The following is a 14,891-nucleotide window of genomic DNA, read 5'->3' on the forward strand; positions in this document are numbered from 1 at the left end:
CGCCTTATGAAGTTACATGAAATATTAACCGAGGACTGCACGTTATGTGCAGTCCCAGCGACTAGCAAGAAAAAAATACTTGAAACCATCAGTGAGAAAGCCGCTGAACACATCAGTGGCTCTACAACTTTTGAGTTACTCGATAGTTTAATTACGCGTGAGAAGATGGGTTCTACCGGCATAGGTAATGGCATTGCTATACCTCACGGACGCTTGCCCAATACGGAGAAAGTCATTGCGGTATTAGTGACAACATCTGAACCTGTCTCCTTTGACTCTATCGATAATCGCCCGGTTGATATTTTTATCGCTTTGTTTGTTCCTGAAGAACAATGCCAGCAGCACCTTTGTACTTTGCAAAGTATTGCCCAGGTGTTTAGCGACAAACGAATTTGCAAACAAGCGAGAAAATGTGAAACCAGTCATGAACTGTATTCGCTCGTACAGCAAACCAACCATTGATAGATGTAGCGTGCATACATTTCTGTTAAGGTATAACAAACCTACCAAGGAACCCCTTAAATGAAGTTAATTATTGTTAGTGGCCGTTCTGGATCGGGCAAGAGTGTTGCCTTAAGAGTTCTGGAAGATTTAGGCTATTACTGCGTTGATAACATCCCCGTTAATTTGTTACCAGCCTTAACGCATACAGTAATTAACGACTATGAAACTGTTGCAGTAAGTATCGATGTACGTAACTTGCCTGACGAACCTTCCGATGTCGCAGAAATCCTTGATTACTTACCCAATAATGTTGAGTTGAGTATTCTTTATTTGGACGCAGAAGATGTAGACCTTATTCGTAGGTTTAGCGAAACAAGACGATTACACCCATTGATCCGCAAAAACATTGCATTAGATCAGGCTATTTCTTTGGAAAAAAAGCTACTGGAACCTATTGCCAGTCGCGCTAATTTATATTTTAACACCAGCCAGTTATCACCACACCAGCTGGCAGACATGATCCGTGAACGCATATTAGGTAAGAAAACTGGCACTATGATTGTCGTATTTGAATCCTTCGGTTTTAAACACGGAATCCCAAAAGATGCAGACTACGTATTTGATGCCCGATTTCTTCCAAACCCTTTCTGGGAAAAAGAACTAAAACCCTACACAGGATTAGATCAGCCCGTGCAAGATTTTCTTGCAAGCCAACCTATCGTGACAAAGTTTATTTGGCAAATTAATAGCTTTATGATGACATGGCTACCACACCTTGAACGCAACAACCGTAGCTATATCACGATTGCAATAGGCTGCACAGGTGGAAAGCATCGTTCCGTATACATTGCAGAATTGCTAGCGAAGAATCTTAAGAAAGAACGTTCAGACGTTCAATCAAGACATAGAGATATTGAGCTGTAATTTAGGAAACACCATGCCAAACTTTCAGCGACAGATTACGATAACCAATAAGCTAGGATTACATGCTCGCGCGGCAACCAAATTAGCGCAAGTATGTCAGGCATTTGATGCCAAGGTCACAGTAAAGCTTGGCAACAAGGAAGCTGACGCCAGCAGTATTATTGGTTTAATGTTGCTTGCGGGAGGTCAAGGCAAAGAAGTTTTGATTGAAACAGATGGTAAGGACGCTGAACAGGCTCTTACCGAAGTATGCCAATTGTTTTCTGATAAATTTGATGAAGACGATTAAACCCCATAATTCAATTCTTCCCCTTCATTTATCCCTCTTGTAAAGTATTTCACAGCAATAAAAAAGCTGCTAAAACTTCCGACTTAAGATACACTTACATTCAAGCAAGCGCCAAAAACCACAGTTGCGCTTAATAAGTAGACACTAATAACACTGAGCCTAAGTGGCAGTGCATTTGTTATGGTGCATAGTTTTTCGAATAATTAATTCCAATTAATATAACGGCACAGGAAAGTATTATGCCGGAGATTTCTGAACAAGATTTTGGTCAACAAAAGCTACTCGAGGTAAACCAAGCCCTCGGCAGTGGTATGTTCGTTTACGTTCGAAAACTATTGCAAAACATGCCAGCCTACGACCTTGCTCTATTACTTGAATCGTCACCAACCAAAAGTCGTACCATACTGTGGCAGCTTATCGATCCCGATCATCACGGTGAAGTTCTAGAAGAGCTCAACGAGGAAGTCCGTAAGGGAATCCTCAAAAACATGCGTCCAGAAAAATTGGCCGCGGTTGCCGAAGGCATGGATGTTGATGACGTAGCCGAAGTACTTAGAACACTTCCTGATACGGTTTATCAAGAAGTACTGCTGTCTATGGACTCTCAAGACCGTGGACGCGTAGAGCAAGCCTTATCTTACGAAGAAGATACCGCTGGCGGTATCATGAATACCGATACCATCACGTTGCGTCCTGACGTGAGCGTTGATGTGGTTTTACGTTACTTACGATTAAAAGGTGAATTGCCAGAGTCTACTGACTCATTTTATGTTGTCGACAGAAAAGATCATTTCATTGGTTCTGTAAGTTTATCTACCATCGTTACTGCCAAACCCGATGTTATAATTTCTACGCTAATTGATTCAGAAATTGAAGCGGTGCCAGTCGATATGCCTGAAAATGATGTAGCACAACTATTTGAACGCTACGATTGGTTTTCTGCTCCCGTTATTGACAACGACGGTCGATTACTAGGCCGTATCACTATTGATGACGTCATCGATATCATTCGTGAAGAAGCAGAACACTCGATGATGAGTATGGCGGGTCTAGATGACGAAGCGGATACCTTTGCCCCCGTTGTAAAAAGTACTCAACAACGCTCAATCTGGTTAGGCGTCAACTTGATAACCGCCCTAATGGCCGTTGCAGTATCGAGTATGTTTGAAGGCATTCTTAGCCAATTAGCCATATTGGCTATTTTAAATTCGCTTGTGCCAAGCATGGGCGGGGTTGCAGGTAACCAAACGTTGACACTGGTTATTCGTGGTATGGCGTTGGGCCATGTTGGCGACAGTAACTCGAGAGCATTGCTCATAAAAGAACTAGCGGTCGGTTTCCTCAACGGCTTAATTTGGGCGTTTCTGATCGCAACCGTTGTCGCAATTTGGCAGCAAGATTTGTTACTCGGTGGCATTATCGCATTTGCGATGTTAATGAACTTAACCGCAGCTGGTATTGCCGGGGTTTCTATTCCATTAATACTTAAGCGTATGAAAATTGATCCAGCACTTGCCGGAAGCGTAATTCTTACAACAGTAACTGATGTGGTAGGTATTTTTGCCTTTTTGGGTACGGCAACGCTGTTATTGTCCAATTAAGGGCTGTTTAGCCCATTAAAAAAGCGATGAACATTAAAAATGTTCATCGCTTTTTCCGATATACTACCAATTAATCTGCAAGTTATTGCTTAATTACCTGCCACTTGCATTTCGTCTACAATAATAGACCCAGTGCGAATACTGCCATGCATATCAATGTCGTTACCCACAGCTATTATGCCTTTGAACATGTCCTGCAATCGGCCCGCAATGGTAATTTCAGATACTGGGTAAGCGATTTCTCCGTTTTCAACCCAGAAACCAGCAGCGCCACGTGAATAGTCTCCATTCACGACATTAACGCCCTGTCCCATCAGTTCCGTCACTAGTAAGCCTGTACCAAGGGTTTTTAACATTGCGTCAAAGTCGCCACCTGTTGGCTCAACCAGCCAATTATGGATGCCACCTGCATGGCCAGTCGTTTGCATGCCAAGTTTACGTGCCGAATAACTTGTTAAAAGATAAGTTTCCAGATTACCCGCTTTGATGATTTCACGATCATGCGTTGCAACGCCTTCACTGTCAAAAGCACTACTAGCCAACGCTTTCTTAATATGTGGGCGTTCATTAATTTGCAAAAATTCAGGAAAAATTTCCTTACCTAGGCTATCCAACAAGAACGATGACTTGCGATATAAATTGCCACCACTGATAGCGGCAATGAAATGTCCCCAGAACGTATTTGCGATATCAGCACGAAACATTACAGGTACCTTAGCAGTCGCAATTTTTCTTGCGTGCAACCTGGCGAGCGTTTCTTTTGCTGCCTTTTCGCCAACCTGTTCTGGCGACATCATTAAGTCAAAGTCTCTATTGACGGTATAAGCATAATCTCGTTGCATATCGTCATTTTCATTCGCAATCACAACACAACTTAAGCTATGACGCGAGCTTGGGTAACCGACCAGTTGACCATTGCTATTACCATATACTTTAAACCCTTCAAAACACGCCAGTGATGCGCCATCAGAATTGGTAATGCGTTTGTCGTAACCACGAGCAACTTGCTCACACTCAATCGCAAGCGCAATTGCTTTATCAGTATCAATCGCTTTTGGGTGATGCAGATCTAAGTCTTGTGGTGCCATCGCTAATAACGATTTATCAGCCAAGCCGGAAAATTTATCTTCAGACGTATATTTAGCAATATTTACCGCAGCGGTTACTGTCTGTTTGATAGCGGCATCTGACAAATCAGCGGTTGAAGCACTGCCCTTGCGTCCATTTTGATAAACGGTAATACCGAGTGCTCCGTCATTTGTAAACTCAACTGTTTCTACTTCACCTAATCGGGAACATACATTTAGTCCTTGTTGACGACTCATCGCCACTTCCGCACCATCGGCACCTAAAGATTTTGCCATAGCCAATGCATCAGCAACGCGCGCTTCAACTTGTTTCATTTGTTCTGCGATGTTATTTGATTCCGTCATTATACGTATGCTTACCTTATCCGCTAAAATTGGTTGCACTCAGCTATGTCGAGCTTTCGTGCTTTTATGTATAATCAATTTATTATCGATTTAAATTTTTTTCTATTATGCCGCACAATGAACACGATATCGATGAATTCGATGAAGATTATAAAAGTAAAACGCAACTAAAACGCGAAATGCATGAATTGCAAGATTACGCGATGCGTTTAGTTAAGCTTAGCAAACATCAACGAAAGCAATTACCACTAAATGAAGAGTTGCTAGAGGCAATGGTACTAGCAGACAAGATCATCAATAAGCCAGAGGCGCTGAGCAGACATGTACGCTTTATCAGCCGAATGCTGTCAGAGATGGACTTAGCTCCCATTAATCAAGCGCTTGATTTAATGGCGAATAAGAACCAGCAAAAAACGAGGCAAATTGAAATGCTTGAAGCTTATCGCGATGAACTCATTGCATTAGGCAACGAAAAAATTGAAGAAGCGTTAGCTAACCACCCAGCGATGGAACGCCAGAAACTTCGCCAATTGGTGCGACAAGCCAATAAAGAAAAATCAGCGGAAAAACCGGGAAAAGGCTATAAAACACTGTTTACTTATCTTAAAGAGCACATGCTTTAAGACACAACACTCTATGTTACGATCAGGCTACGCAGTTCTTTAGCCTGATCGTCTTACTAGCCAATTACAACACAAAGAATTTACTAAATACTTTATAAAGTTCGGTGCCTTGGTTCACACTGGCCGACGCAAAATGAAGTATTGGAATGACCTCGTGATCGAGCGCTATGTAATGTAACGGATCACCATCACCATAGTTATCCATTCGCAGTATACGCGCCAAAGGCTCACCAGCAGAAAGCGGCTTGCCAAATTCAGCCAAGTAATCAACCATCCCCCCCATAGGCGAATAAAACGCTTTATAGTCCGCCAAGTAGCATGCATATCGTGTCATCTTTGCGGGCAGGAAATTAGCTGAAACAATCACTTCTTTATGTTGGAGATAACTGAGGATACTGCTTGCGTCTTCAAGCGCCACATCCAAGTCAATTTGCTCCTGCGATCCCAATTCAACGGTAAAGCTTTCCTTGTTATGCACAAAGTTGCGTCCTTGTTCATGCAACAAAGATTGCAATGTCCACCACGGGCAAAACGTTGCTTCATCTAACGCACCATCAAACACATTCGGTATAAGTAGTGTATGTGGAATATCGAAATAGCTGGCACTTTCCCTTGCATATTCGGGACAATATAAATGCTTACTTGAAATCGGCCCCGTATGTAAATCAAGCACTAAGTCAGCCTGATGTGCCATACGTTGTAATTGATAAGCAATCCGCTGTCCTGTGGTTAATCCATATGGATTATGTTCGAGTTTTTGATCAATTTGACTGAGCAAACTCGCGCGAAATTTCTGAGCAATAACACCGTCATCCTCTTCATGAAGTACCTGATGTGCAAACGCATTAATTTTTGCTTCGTCAAAATGATACATGCGATTCCAATTCACGCCAGTAATGGGATCAAACCTACCTAAGGTATATTCACCATTCTTGTGATTACAACCGACAGGGTTGGCATAAGGAACAAGCGTTATGTCACCCAAAACATCAGTATTGCGCAATAATTCCAGTAATTGAAAAATAACCGCATTACCTTGTACTTCTGCACCATGCATATTGGCCTGAATATAAACACTGGGGCCAACACCGCTGCCCTTAATGCGGTAAATAGGGACAGTAAGTGCCGCGCCACTGGCCATTTCACCAACGTGCATAACTTCTTTCAATACAGTCACTGTTATTTCCTCTAATATAAATATGATGACGCAGGTTGTGCAGGCCTAATCTCTACTAATTTGCCATGTTCAATGACATATTCAGCCGCTAGTTGGTGACAGAGAAAAAATGGCATACTTTCGGTAAAGCCATATGCGCCACAATAGCCAAATATGAGTTGGTCACCTACAGCGACGTCATGGGGTAATGGCAGTTCGCCCAATTTATCCATGCTAGTACACAGTGGGCCATGCACATGAAACGTGCTTTCGCTTTGTTTGGAAGCTCTGGCCAGTGCAGCAGGAAAAGGCTGATTAGTAATGGCTGGGCGCAGTAAATGATTAATGCCAGCTGACAGCACCAACTGTTGCGCCTGATAGTTGGCTTTTCTATCAACAACTGGCACGACGTAATAACCGCATTGAGCTACGGCATATCGTCCAAGCTCCAACCAAAGCTCTTTAACACCAGCTTCCGCCTTTATTTTGGCCAAATCGCTAACTATTTGCGACCATGACAACGTTTGGCCTGACCCCAGATAATCAATACCTAGCCCACCACCGAGATCTAAAATGTCTAGCGGAAAGCCCAACTTGGCCGCTAAGTTAACTAATGGCGGTACCATTTGTTGCCACAGGCTATACATTTTCTCGTTAGACAACATGTTGCCCCATTGAAAAATATGCAAGCCACACACATTGAGAGAAGGGAAATCAGACAAGCAAATCGATTGCCATTCATCAATTGACAGGCCAAATGGTGTTAACTCATTACCGCCAAGTGGATTTTTTTCTCCTTCGCACCATTGCAATTGCACACGTAACAAAACTTGAGGCGATTTATTTAAGGCATGCGCCGCGCGCTCAAGCCAAATCAATTGGTTTACACTTTCAATGACAAAAGTATTCACGCCTTGAGATAGACAATGAGCAAAATGCTCGGCAGATTTTGCAGGACCTGTATTGAGAATGCATTCAGGATTAACGCCTTGTTCAAGCACTTGCTGGAGTTCACCTGTGCTCGCTACATCAAAGTTAAACCCAGCTTGATGCAAAGTTTGTATAACACGCGACAATGGATTGGCTTTTACCGCAAACCATAATTTAACTACATCCTGCGCCTGTAACTGTGCAAGATGGGCTGCTAAATCATCTAGATGGTAGGCAAAAAATGCGGTCTCCTCCGCATTATCGCTACGATGTGTACAAACAAGTTCACGAATTTCTGGGTTTAACCAATTGGGTACACAAGAGAAAGTCGACATCTCAAATTCCTAACGTAACAGAGATTCAAGTTCTAACGAGGCATCACTTTTCTCGTCACGATATTTAACGATGAGTGCACATGCTACATTGAGTCCATGACCTTGCGCCCAAACCCCTTTAACCGGTCGCGTTCCTGAAACGACTACCGCACGTTCTGGTATCGGCTCTCCTTTCGCTAATAATCGATCATTAACGCAGTCGTACACAGGAATAGACGCTGACAGCGAAACGCCAGGCGCTATAACCGCACCTTGTTTTACCACTACGCCTTCAACGATGACGACACCCGCGCTCAGAAAAGCATTGTCTTCAATGACAACAGGGCTCGCACCAACCGGCTCCAAAACTCCGCCAATTTGTACCGCGGCAGATACATGGACATTCTTACCAATTTGCGCACAAGAACCTATCAATGCATGGCTATCAACCATAGTGCCCGAGTCTACATATGCGCCAACATTTATGTAGGCCGGCGGCATGATAATCACGCTAGGGGCTACATAAGCACCAGCTCTCACCGATGAACCACCAGGAACTAGGCGTACGCCGTCCGCCGTATTAAACTGGCGAGCTGGCAAGTTATGTTTATCAACAAACCCTTGGTAGTTACCGTTAAACTCTATATTTTCTCCAGCTTTAAATGCAGCAAGTATTGCTTGCTTCGCTTCGACATTAGCATGCCAATTTCCTTCAGCGTCTTGATTTGCTGCTCTAACTGTTCCTGCTTCTAACTGGGCTAATACATCTTGCCAATTCATTACGACTGTACTCCAATAACTTGTTGATGATTCTCTAAAAACCAATTTGCGATTAATTGGTCTACTTGCTGTAGCTGATGATTGGTCGGAATTTCATGCTCCGTAAGCGGTGCGCGTAATGTAGCGCTGGCAATCATTCCTTTTTCTTTCATTAATACTTTTACGGGGATTGGATTCGCGACCTGAAACAGCGCATCAACAGCGTTTTGCCATACAGGGAATAATCCGCTGTGCTCATTGCGAAGTGCTTTTTCTACATAAGCTCTGGTTTCTTTCGGCCATGCATTCGCGGAAACAGATACCAAACCTTCAACACCTGCACCGGCCAAGTAAGGCATCATGGCGTCTTCACCACTAAAAAGAGCGATTTCAGCGCAATGTTGCTTATAAGATAAGAATGTAGCTAGGTCGCCACTCGCTTCTTTCATCGCCCAACAATTGGGGTGTTTTTGGAGCTGTTGTACCGTTGAAATTGGTATATTGACACCACTGCGAGAGGGTACGTTATATAACATACAAGGGTGTTGTGCGCAGTTTAACAATGTTGAAAACCACTGCGTTAGCCCGCTAGGCCCAGGCTTTGCATACAATGGCGTAGCCAGCAAGTAAGCACTTACAGGCAGTTCATTACATGCTTGTATCCAGCGCTCTTGCAAGGCTAGTTGATAGCCTCCCACGGCCACCATTATGGGAACTGACAGCGCTAGCTGACAAACGTGGCGAACAACGGCTAGCTGCTCATGTTCTGAAAGCGCAAGACCTTCTCCAGTGCTGCCAAGTAACAGAATACCATTACCCGCTTCTTCTTGAGCTCTTGCTATGTTTGATAAGGAATTAAAGTCGACTGAGCCATCTGATGATAATGGCGTAATGAGCGCCGTCCACACACAGGGCGGACGCTTTGATTTTATATGTTGTATTGTCATGTCTCTCGAACTCTATATGTTCGGAGAACTTTTGGGCATTTGCTAAGGTCGCACCGATCTCGACACGAGCTTAACAAAGGCCAGAAGCTCTCCACCTATTGAAGGTGACAGTCGATAGGATTCAACCTAATTCAACCGGCAAACACACCATCAAAAATGTGCTCACCTCGGCGTTAATCCCCCTCATTATTGGTCGTCAGAGTTTGATCTCTTCGCAATAACTACCTGGTTAACGCTCCTCTTCTGGCCCTTTTTCGACATATCGCAGAAAGCAATATGTGTTAAATAAGGGACGGGCGCTATTTAATCACTTTTATTTTAAATGATCAACAGACGCCTAAACGTATACATATATTATTTTGTACTAGCTTGTAATTGCTCGTATTGACACTATTGCTAACCAAACTTAGAAACTTGACGCTAGCAATGACTAATCCGCTAGATTCCCAGTACGAGAATGACCTAATTACAAGCTTGCACTGATTTTACCGCTCGCTATGTCAAATCAAACGGTCGCGACTTCATCTTTTAGCGATAAACAAATTAGATAAATTAAACATAGAGGTGGTAGAAAAGACAAAACAAAGCCTATGATTGCAGATGCTTTTGGATTTTCTGTTTTAGTACACCCTAAGTGATAACTCAACCAAGTTACCGTTGCAATATAACTCAACGCGATTACAGCAATAATAAATACCCACATATCTCTCTCCTTGTGAAAATCAAGTAATGCACAATAAACATACAGCACGCTTTATTGAAAAACAACTTGTTTTTATCGATAAACGATATAAAGTACTCACTATAGTATCTACATAAATAGTTTTCTGAACTATTGATAGGAGGTTTAATGGACGTAACGCTGAAAATAAATTTGGATCTACTTCTAGTAAAACGACAAATAACACTGACTGAGTTGTCGGAAAAAGTGGATATAACCATAGCCAATCTATCAAAACTCAAATGCGGTAGAGCCAAAGCCATTAGGTTTTCTACGTTAATTAAGATTTGCCAAGTTCTGCAGTGTACACCTGGAGACTTGATATCATTGGAAAATACACAACAATCAAGGTAAATCAATAATTTAGAATTATTTACTTATTCGGCTACAGGTTTTCTAGTTATCGTTTTTCGCCAGAAATATCTGCCAGAATAGCCTTTTCAATAAATGGCAGGCGATCTTGTCCCCAATAAATATCATCACCGTATTTTATACAAGGTACCCCCCATAAACCTCGATCTTCCATTTCTGCAAAATTAGCATCTGCCCATGCTTGCCAGTCATCTGTCTCTCCGAACAGCCATGCCGCTTGATAATCTATTTCGAGCTTTTGGCAAATTTTGGCAATATTTTCTTCATCAGCCACATCGATACCGTCAACGTAAATCGCCTTGAATACATGTTCTATATACTGTTTTGCTTTGTTTTGGCTTTTGGCATAGCCATACAAGTGATAACAATTAACTATTCCTTTACCAATAGGGTCGGTAAAACTTGAAAATGGTATTTCCGCTTTGGATGCCTCTCTGTGAGCGTCAATATAGACATATTTTTGTTTGTTGCGAGGCACATGCAGACCTTTCATCATTAGTGGCAACACAGGTTTAATCACTAATTCTGTGCCATAGTGCTCACTCATCCGTAATGCTTTCATAAACCCAACATACGAATATGGACTGCGTAGCGATAGATATATTTCAATGGGATGTTTCGGTGCTTGCCATGATTCTTCCGGCTCAACAAATCTCAATTCATTCTTGGTAAATACACAATCATGCTTGTCTACACTTAAACCCGTGTTACATAGATGCGCTTCTAAGCAAGATAATCGATCTACGCCAACAAACCATTGTCCATCAAAGAACATCGCGCCTGATTGATAATGCCCCTTATGTATCAGTCGTTGTTGATTCTTAATGATGTGATTAATCACTGGGGTTGAAGGATGATATTTGGCATTGAAGCTATCAGACCAAGTTTGCTTGTATAACTCGAAAATAGCGCTAATTGATTTATCGGTAAGTTGCCATAATTGTTGACCACTGATAATGGCCGAAGAATTTGGCAAAGAATCTACCGGCTCAAAGCCATATAAGTTCGCAACCAGATTAGCATCATCATGTGCCCATCGGCGGTGCAACTCTGGCGCAACAGTTGTCCCTGGCAATGAATCTGTCACGAGATAAAAACTGAATGCCACCTGATACTTATGTTGTATTCGCATTAATGCTTGAATCAACATGAAGCAATGCGGATCAGCGAGCGATACATACACCTCTACCTTTGGCTGAACGCCTAGCAATCGAGGGATTAAAGTATGCCGAACACGTTTTGCCGTTTTGCGCAATCGACTTCTTAACCAGTGTGTAAAGATTCGAGCAACTTGTTTCGAAAAGATAACTCTGTCTCCATTTACAAAAACGCTATCCGATATTAATAGGTATTGCTACCTTGGTACTGCAATGATATTCAAGTAGAATGTGAATCATTATTACACATGTTTCCTATATATTCTCAAGGTTTATTATGCCATTCAGTAATGTTAGCCAGCTTTTGCTTAGAAATACCGACTATTTGAAAGCCAAAGCGCCGCTTTTAGTCAACATGCCGGCTGACAACCTGACCAATGAACTCGCCGAAATTAACCCTAACGGCATTGTGTCTATATTTAACAATAACTTTCAAAATCACCACCTTGCCCGAACATTCTCCCCTAACGCACAAACCCAATTCGGTGCCTACTATCACACAACAGCCATTAAACATGATTTAATCATCATGCAATTTCCTAAAAGTAAGAAAGAGCTATTTTTAAATCTGGCTATGCTCTCCTCCTGTTGTTTAGATGATACTAAAGTACTGATTGTTGGCGAAAACAAAGGTGGCATTAAATCTTTAGCTAAACTCGCCAATAAGCAACTTACGTATTGTGAAAAGCTCGACAGCGCTCGTCACTGCGTCTTATTTGAAGCGAGTATTCAACCAGAATCCAATCCCTTCAAACTCGAAGATTGGTTCCATTATTACTCGTTAAATGTAGCAAACACCGAGATTAAAATCGCCGCATTACCTGGGGTTTTTAGCCAAGAAAAACTAGATGTTGGTACATCAGTTTTGCTCAACAATTTTCACCCAGAGATGACAGGAAAGATACTTGATTTTGGCTGTGGAGCCGGTGTTATAGGTGCATTTTATGGTATGCGCAATCCTGCGTTAGACATTACCATGGCAGATGTCAGTGCACTAGCATTAGTATCGGCTCAAAAAACCATGGAACTCAATAACCTATGTGCCACGGTTATTGCAACAGATAGTTTATCGGAAATAAGTGGCCATTATCATCACATCATATCAAACCCGCCTTTTCACCAAGGAATTAAAACCCATTATGCTGCCACAGAATCTTTCCTTGCTGGCATAGCTAAACATATGGCCAATAATGCAGGTGTTACTATTGTCGCCAATAGTTTCTTGAAATACCCACCTATCATGGAAAAACATATAGGAAAAACCGTAAAGTTGCATCAGGAGCAGGGATTTTCCTTGTATCAAGCTATAATGAATAAGAAATAAGGTCAGGTAATTGTATCGTGCGCATCACTTAGGTACATTCAGTGCTTGCAATCACGTTTTTTTTAAACAATTATCCGTTCACAACATCAATAGATATTAATAGGCCGCGATGAGTTCGACTGAAAACATTAAACCATTAAGAAGTGCACTTTTGATTTCTATTGTGGGCTTTGTGTTTGTATTTATCGTAATCAGTACATTATTTGTATCTAGCCTATTTCTCAATAACACCAAACAACAAGCAAAACAAAGCATAATCAACTGGTCATTAATTATTAGCAGTTTGATTGAAAGCGACCTAACGCTCGATAACCAAGATGAGGTGCTATTAACAGACAATACGGAAAAAGTGTATAACAAGCTGGCCCATTTTTCAGCGATGCGAACGATAGAAGCAATTGATGTATATCACTATAACGCCGACAACCAAAGCACCTCATTTGTTGTAAGTTATCATTATCAAAAGCGATTTAATAAAAGCGTAAACTTTCCAACTATCCATGTACAAGAATCAGATAAGAAGCGCCTAAAGTCTCCTCTTATTAACGATGGGATTATTGAGTACTACACACCGATATATAGTCAGGACCAAGTCGTTGGCTACATGTACATTCGAATGAACATCAATGCTGGGTTAACCTTTGATAATCAGCTACTTATTACATTAAGTTTTATTTTTATATTGTTGTTAATCGCTGTGTTCATGATCACTTTTAGGCTAGAGCGTATTGTCACCAATCCAATGAGAGAAATGGCGCTCATGATTCAGCAAATTTCGCAGACTAAACAGTACAGTACACGCCTCAGCAGTATGCCGTATAAAGAGGCTGACATCTTGGCCAGAAATTTAAACGTATTGCTGACCCGAACCGAGAAACACGTAGCTAAGCTCGGCGAGGCTGAACAACACAGCGTCAAACTAAATATCGAACTCGAAGATAAGGTTGCCAAGCGTACTGAAGCCCTAAAAGAGTCAAACCAAGAACTTTTGTCAACATTGGAGAAGCTTCACCAGTTTCAAGACCAGCTCGTCGAAAGTGAAAAAATGGCATCGCTCGGTGATATGGTGGCAGGAGTCGCACACGAAGTTAATACACCTATCGGTTTAGGCGTAACCGCTTCCACATTGTTGTCAGACAGACTCAATGAAATTAATACGGCTTTTCAGGACAAGACACTAAAATCGAGTCAGCTAAAACGTTTTCTAAATGAAGGGCAAGAAAATGTTGGCATTATTTATCGCAACTTGAAACGCGCCGCAGAGCTTATTTCAAGCTTCAAGAAAGTTGCCGTTGATCAGTCGAGTGAAGAAGTGCGTGAGTTTAATATCAATGAACTTATCAATGAAGTCTTACTGACTCTTGCACCTCAAATTAAAAACACCCCTTATCAGATTTCCATAGATTGTCCTGAAGACTTAACAATTGTCAGTAAACCGGGTCCTTTGAATCAAGTCTTGATTAACCTGATTCTCAATTCAATCATTCATGGGTTTGACGAACGAGATCACGGTAAGATTGACATTCGCTTTATGTCACTTAGTGGCCAACTCCACTTGCAGTATAGTGATGATGGTAAAGGAATAGACGATAGCATTAAAAGTAAAGTTTTTGATCCGTTCACAACGACCAAGAGGGGCGCTGGAGGTAGTGGATTAGGTTTGCACTTGGTCTATAACCTTGTTACGCAAGCGTTAGGCGGAAATATCTCGTTAGAAAGTAAAGTAAACCAAGGTGTCACGTTTGATATAAGTTTTCCACTAAGTCAAAGCATACTTTAATACCGGATGGTTATAAGCATGTCGACAATAAGCAATTGTCTTTTCGTCAAAGGTTTTATAACATTACGCAGGGCATATTTTACAATTGTAAACCATCCATTAAGGAAAGTTGATTGC

General features: G+C 41.8%; 15 protein-coding genes and 1 riboswitch. Of the genes, 8 read left to right on the plus strand and 7 right to left on the minus strand.

Going from position 1 to position 14,891, the window contains the following annotated elements; all coding sequences use genetic code 11:
* Positions 1-6 precede the first annotated feature (6 nt).
* The 4 genes from ptsN to mgtE all read left to right on the plus strand — a co-directional run bounded on the left by ptsN (position 7) and on the right by mgtE (position 3,258).
* A complete protein-coding gene (gene ptsN, locus ACSLUK_RS16225) occupies positions 7-462 on the plus strand; it encodes a PTS IIA-like nitrogen regulatory protein PtsN (protein WP_448549729.1) in 456 nt (151 codons plus the stop codon).
* A 60-nt stretch (positions 463-522) separates the two neighbouring features.
* Entirely contained in the window at positions 523-1,368 is an 846-nt protein-coding gene (gene rapZ / locus ACSLUK_RS16230; protein ID WP_448549730.1) for an RNase adapter RapZ, read from the plus strand.
* Positions 1,369-1,381: 13 nt separating this feature from the next.
* On the plus strand, positions 1,382-1,657 hold the full coding sequence (locus ACSLUK_RS16235; RefSeq protein ID WP_448549731.1) for an HPr family phosphocarrier protein: 276 nt from the start codon (positions 1,382-1,384) through the stop codon (positions 1,655-1,657).
* 239 nt (positions 1,658-1,896) lie between these two features.
* Positions 1,897-3,258, plus strand: coding sequence for a magnesium transporter (gene mgtE / locus ACSLUK_RS16240; RefSeq protein ID WP_448549733.1), 1,362 nt, complete (start codon positions 1,897-1,899; stop codon positions 3,256-3,258).
* A gap of 89 nt (positions 3,259-3,347) precedes the next feature.
* Here the strand turns inward: mgtE and pmbA are convergent, their stop codons facing one another.
* Complete coding sequence (gene pmbA / locus ACSLUK_RS16245; RefSeq protein ID WP_448549734.1) at positions 3,348-4,691, minus strand: metalloprotease PmbA; 1,344 nt, start codon at positions 4,689-4,691, stop codon at positions 3,348-3,350.
* 107 nt (positions 4,692-4,798) lie between these two features.
* Here pmbA and yjgA point away from each other — a divergent pair, with 107 nt between their 5' ends.
* Positions 4,799-5,314 carry a ribosome biogenesis factor YjgA gene (gene yjgA, locus ACSLUK_RS16250; RefSeq protein ID WP_448549736.1) on the plus strand — a complete coding sequence of 172 codons (516 nt, stop codon included), beginning with the start codon at positions 4,799-4,801 and terminating at the stop codon, positions 5,312-5,314.
* Positions 5,315-5,378: 64 nt separating this feature from the next.
* Here yjgA and ACSLUK_RS16255 read toward each other — a convergent pair whose 3' ends face one another.
* From ACSLUK_RS16255 to ACSLUK_RS16275, 5 genes are all read right to left on the minus strand, one after another.
* Positions 5,379-6,470, minus strand: a complete 1,092-nt coding sequence (locus tag ACSLUK_RS16255; RefSeq protein ID WP_448549775.1) for a succinylglutamate desuccinylase/aspartoacylase family protein — start codon at positions 6,468-6,470, stop codon at positions 5,379-5,381.
* A gap of 32 nt (positions 6,471-6,502) precedes the next feature.
* On the minus strand, positions 6,503-7,735 hold the full coding sequence (locus tag ACSLUK_RS16260) for a PLP-dependent decarboxylase (protein WP_448549737.1): 1,233 nt from the start codon (positions 7,733-7,735) through the stop codon (positions 6,503-6,505).
* A 9-nt stretch (positions 7,736-7,744) separates the two neighbouring features.
* Positions 7,745-8,494 (minus strand): 2,3,4,5-tetrahydropyridine-2,6-dicarboxylate N-succinyltransferase, encoded by a 750-nt coding sequence (locus ACSLUK_RS16265; RefSeq protein WP_448549738.1) that lies wholly within the window; start codon positions 8,492-8,494, stop codon positions 7,745-7,747.
* Positions 8,494-9,420 (minus strand): 4-hydroxy-tetrahydrodipicolinate synthase, encoded by a 927-nt coding sequence (gene dapA / locus ACSLUK_RS16270; RefSeq protein ID WP_448549739.1) that lies wholly within the window; start codon positions 9,418-9,420, stop codon positions 8,494-8,496. Before dapA ends, ACSLUK_RS16265 begins: the two co-directional genes overlap by 1 nt.
* Positions 9,421-9,496: 76 nt before the next feature.
* Positions 9,497-9,671: riboswitch (Lysine riboswitch) on the minus strand.
* Positions 9,672-9,925: 254 nt separating this feature from the next.
* Complete coding sequence (locus ACSLUK_RS16275) at positions 9,926-10,123, minus strand: hypothetical protein (protein WP_448549740.1); 198 nt, start codon at positions 10,121-10,123, stop codon at positions 9,926-9,928.
* 147 nt (positions 10,124-10,270) lie between these two features.
* Between ACSLUK_RS16275 and ACSLUK_RS16280 the strand changes: the two genes are divergently transcribed.
* Positions 10,271-10,495 carry a helix-turn-helix domain-containing protein gene (locus tag ACSLUK_RS16280; RefSeq protein WP_448549742.1) on the plus strand — a complete coding sequence of 75 codons (225 nt, stop codon included), beginning with the start codon at positions 10,271-10,273 and terminating at the stop codon, positions 10,493-10,495.
* 46 nt (positions 10,496-10,541) lie between these two features.
* Here the strand turns inward: ACSLUK_RS16280 and ACSLUK_RS16285 are convergent, their stop codons facing one another.
* The gene (locus ACSLUK_RS16285; RefSeq protein ID WP_448549743.1) at positions 10,542-11,768 is read right to left on the minus strand and encodes a DsbA family protein; all 1,227 of its coding nucleotides are present in this window, start codon (positions 11,766-11,768) and stop codon (positions 10,542-10,544) included.
* A gap of 179 nt (positions 11,769-11,947) precedes the next feature.
* Here ACSLUK_RS16285 and ACSLUK_RS16290 point away from each other — a divergent pair, with 179 nt between their 5' ends.
* Together ACSLUK_RS16290 and ACSLUK_RS16295 are read left to right on the plus strand one after the other, a co-directional pair.
* A complete protein-coding gene (locus ACSLUK_RS16290) occupies positions 11,948-12,994 on the plus strand; it encodes a methyltransferase (protein WP_448549744.1) in 1,047 nt (348 codons plus the stop codon).
* Positions 12,995-13,103: 109 nt separating this feature from the next.
* Positions 13,104-14,774 carry a sensor histidine kinase gene (locus ACSLUK_RS16295; RefSeq protein WP_448549745.1) on the plus strand — a complete coding sequence of 557 codons (1,671 nt, stop codon included), beginning with the start codon at positions 13,104-13,106 and terminating at the stop codon, positions 14,772-14,774.
* The last annotated feature ends 117 nt before the right edge of the window (positions 14,775-14,891 follow it).

Source organism: Thalassotalea fusca (genome assembly GCF_053485835.1).

Coding starts and splice junctions, on each gene's coding strand:
- ACSLUK_RS16260 (WP_448549737.1), bottom strand. CDS start 7,735: ATGTCGACTTTCTCTTGTGTACCCAATTGGTTAAACCCAGAAATTCGT.
- yjgA (WP_448549736.1), top strand. CDS start 4,799: ATGCCGCACAATGAACACGATATCGATGAATTCGATGAAGATTATAAA.
- ACSLUK_RS16280 (WP_448549742.1), top strand. CDS start 10,271: ATGGACGTAACGCTGAAAATAAATTTGGATCTACTTCTAGTAAAACGA.
- ACSLUK_RS16290 (WP_448549744.1), top strand. CDS start 11,948: ATGCCATTCAGTAATGTTAGCCAGCTTTTGCTTAGAAATACCGACTAT.
- dapA (WP_448549739.1), bottom strand. CDS start 9,420: ATGACAATACAACATATAAAATCAAAGCGTCCGCCCTGTGTGTGGACG.
- ptsN (WP_448549729.1), top strand. CDS start 7: ATGAAGTTACATGAAATATTAACCGAGGACTGCACGTTATGTGCAGTC.
- ACSLUK_RS16265 (WP_448549738.1), bottom strand. CDS start 8,494: ATGAATTGGCAAGATGTATTAGCCCAGTTAGAAGCAGGAACAGTTAGA.
- rapZ (WP_448549730.1), top strand. CDS start 523: ATGAAGTTAATTATTGTTAGTGGCCGTTCTGGATCGGGCAAGAGTGTT.
- ACSLUK_RS16275 (WP_448549740.1), bottom strand. CDS start 10,123: ATGTGGGTATTTATTATTGCTGTAATCGCGTTGAGTTATATTGCAACG.
- ACSLUK_RS16255 (WP_448549775.1), bottom strand. CDS start 6,470: ATGCACGTTGGTGAAATGGCCAGTGGCGCGGCACTTACTGTCCCTATT.
- pmbA (WP_448549734.1), bottom strand. CDS start 4,691: ATGACGGAATCAAATAACATCGCAGAACAAATGAAACAAGTTGAAGCG.
- ACSLUK_RS16235 (WP_448549731.1), top strand. CDS start 1,382: ATGCCAAACTTTCAGCGACAGATTACGATAACCAATAAGCTAGGATTA.
- ACSLUK_RS16295 (WP_448549745.1), top strand. CDS start 13,104: ATGAGTTCGACTGAAAACATTAAACCATTAAGAAGTGCACTTTTGATT.
- mgtE (WP_448549733.1), top strand. CDS start 1,897: ATGCCGGAGATTTCTGAACAAGATTTTGGTCAACAAAAGCTACTCGAG.